Annotated in this window: 1 protein-coding gene; it reads left to right on the top strand. The window is 55.1% G+C overall.

Annotation, left to right across the window (positions count from 1 at the left end; genetic code table 11):
- The coding region (locus tag QUF18_RS20290; protein WP_289389050.1) for an Ig-like domain-containing protein at window positions 1-3278 on the top strand (3278 nt) is incomplete at both ends.

The raw sequence follows: 3278 nt of genomic DNA, 5'->3' as shown, positions 1-3278 counted from the left end.
ACGACAGCGCCTGATGCGCCACGCTTTACGTCTGGTTATGATGCTGTTGGTCCGATCACCGGTGAGTTCACCGATGGCTCCTTCATCAACGATAACCGCCCTCGCCTGTCGGGTGCCGGTGCAGAAGCAAACTCCAAGGTTCACATCTATCAGGATGGTACACTGGTTGCGACCATCACTGCCGATGCCGGTGGCCAGTGGAACTGGAAGAGCCCGACCGCTCTGGCGGACGGTTCATACAGCTTTACCGCCACAGTAGAAGATACGGCCGGTAATGTGAGTGCGGCCTCTGACGCCTTCACTATCACTGTGGATACGGTTGCACCGGATGCACCGAAGATCGACAGCATTACAGATGATCAGGAACCAATTACCGGTGACATTGCCAAGAACGGCTTTACCAATGACACCACACCAACCCTGAAGGGTTCCGGTGCCGAAGCCAATGGCACAGTCCGTATCTATGATGGTGCAACCCTGCTTGGCGAAGTCAAAGCCGATACAGACGGTAACTGGGAATACACACCGGTCAATGCACTGGGCAACGGCCTGCATACCTTCACCGTGACCGGTGTTGATGCCGCCGGTAATACTTCTGTTAAATCTGCCGAGTTCAAGATCACTGTTGATACGCTGGCACCAAATACGCCTGCGATCACGCAGGTTCTCGATGATGTGGGCACAGTCACCGGTGCGATTGCTTCTGGCAAAACCACCGATGATACCAAACCAACTCTGTCGGGTAATGGCGCAGAAGCCGGTTCCGTTGTTAAGATCTATGATAATGGCGTCTTGATTGGTCAGACCAATGCCAATGCCAATGGTACATGGAGCTTCACACCAACCACAGATCTGGCGGAAGGTGTTCACGCCTTCACCGTGACGGCAACCGATGCGGCAGGCAATGAAAGCTCTGCTTCCATGCCTTGGACTATCGAGGTTGACATCACACCTCCGGATGCGAAGTTCAAGCCTGAGATCACCAGTGCCAGCGATGATGTGCTGCCGGATACCGGTGAAGTGCTCAATAACGGCTTTACCAATGACACCACCCCGCGCCTCAATGGTAAGGGGGCGGAGCCGGACGGCTTCATCCGTATCTATTCCGACGGTAAACTGCTGGGTCAGGTTCAGGCTGATGCGAATGGTAACTGGAGCTTTGATGTTCCGACCCGTTCTGAAGGCAAGCATGTCTTCATCGCCAAAACCACAGATGCGGCTGGCAATGAGGGTTCAAGCTCTGAACCATTCACACTGACTGTTGATACAACTGCACCGAAAGTGACCGATGCGGAGATCACCTCCGTCTATGATGATGTCGATGCCTATACCGGTGAGGTTGCCAATGGCGGTCTGACCAATGATGCCCGCCCTGCAATCTCCGGTACAGCCAAAGACGATATCGCACTGGTGCGTATCTATGACGGCACAACCCTGCTTGGCGAAGTGTCGGTGACAGGCGGCATCTGGTCATTCACTCCGGAAAGCGATCTGGCTAATGGTGTGCATAACTTCCGCATTAAAGCGGTTGATGCTGCCGGTAATGAGGGTCCGTTCACAACCGCATGGCGTGTTACCATCGATACGACAGCACCGGTTGCTCCGACCATCACACAGGTTCTCGATGATGTTGGCTCTGTCACGGGTGCAGTGCTTGACGGCAAGACCACCGATGACACCAAGCCAACCATCTCGGGCTCGGGTGCAGAAGGCGGCTCCACCGTCAAAATCTATGACAATGGCGTTTATCTGGGTGAGACCAAGGCCAATGCCAATGGTACATGGGTCTTCACACCAACCACGGATCTGGTTGAAGGCAAGCATGTCTTCACAGCAACCTCAACCGATGCCGCCGGTAACGAGGGCAATGCCTCGATGCCTTGGACGATTGAGGTCGATCTCACACCGCCGGATGCCAAATATAAGCCTGTAATCGCCAGTGCGACCGATGATGTGCTGCCAAATACCGGTGAAGTGCTCAATAATGAGTTCACCAATGACACCACCCCACGCCTCAATGGGAATGGTGCGGAGCCAAACGGCTTTATCCGTATCTATTCCGGCGGCAAGCTGCTGGGTCAGGTACAGGCGGATGCTTCCGGCAACTGGGCCTTTGACGTTCCGACCCTGTCGGAAGGCAAACACGCATTCATTGCCACCACCGTTGATGCGGCCGGTAATGAGGGCTCCAGCTCTGAACCATTTACACTGACGGTTGATACCACAGCCCCAAGCAGCACGGATGCGGCGATTACATCCGTTCTCGATGCAGCAGAACCGATTGTCGGTGAAGTGACCAATGGCGGCATCACCAATGATCCGCGCCCTGTGATCTCCGGTACAGCCGCAGATGACATCAAACTGGTGCGTATCTATGACGGTACAACTCTGCTTGGTGAAGTTGAAGTCACAGACGGCAAGTGGTCCTTCGCACCGGACAGCGATCTGGCCAACGGTGCCCATTCATTCCGCGTTAAAGCGGTGGATGCGGCCGGCAATGAAGGCGCCTATTCAACCACATGGCGTATCAATGTTGACACATTGGCACCAAACGCGCCGTCGATCACATCGGTCTATGATGATGTTGGCGCTGTTCAGGGCAATGTTGCTGACGGCAAGTCCACAGACGATCTGCGCCCGACCATCTCCGGTGGCGGTGCAGAAGCCGGTTCCACTGTCAAAGTCTATGACAACGGTGTGCTGCTAGGTGAGACCAAAGCCAATGCCAATGGCACATGGAGCTTCACACCAGCGGCAGATCTGGCAACAGGTGCGCACAGCTTTACAGTGACGGCAACCGATACAGCGGGTAACGAAAGTGCCCAGTCCGGCAGCTGGCGGGTTACCATTGATCTGTCTGTGCCAAAAACACCGACGATCGATCAGATCTGGGATGATGCCCAGCCGGGTATCGGCGCCGTACCAAAAGGCGGCACCACCAATGATACCACCCCGACCCTGTCGGGTACGGCAGCACCGGGAACCATCCTCAAGATCTTCGTCAATGGCGAATATGTTGGTGAGACCACCGTACAGGCCACAGGTCAGTGGAACTATACCGGCTTTGTCAATGACGGCAGCCATACCTTCACGGTGCAGTCGGTCAATGAGGTTGGTACATCAAGTGCGATGTCCGATCCGTTCACGATCATCGTCTCGACCGCTGTGCCTGGCACACCGTCAATCACAGAAGTGATTGATGATGTCGGCTCCATCACCGGAACTGTCGGCAACGGCAAGCCAACCGATGATACCCGTCCTGAGATCAAGGGTAAGGC

It is taken from the genome of Pseudochrobactrum kiredjianiae (genome assembly GCF_030362795.1).
GTDB lineage: Bacteria > Pseudomonadota > Alphaproteobacteria > Rhizobiales > Rhizobiaceae > Pseudochrobactrum > Pseudochrobactrum kiredjianiae.
The sequence above is the reverse complement of the archived record's forward strand: the minus strand, read 5'-3'. Positions and strand labels throughout refer to the sequence as shown.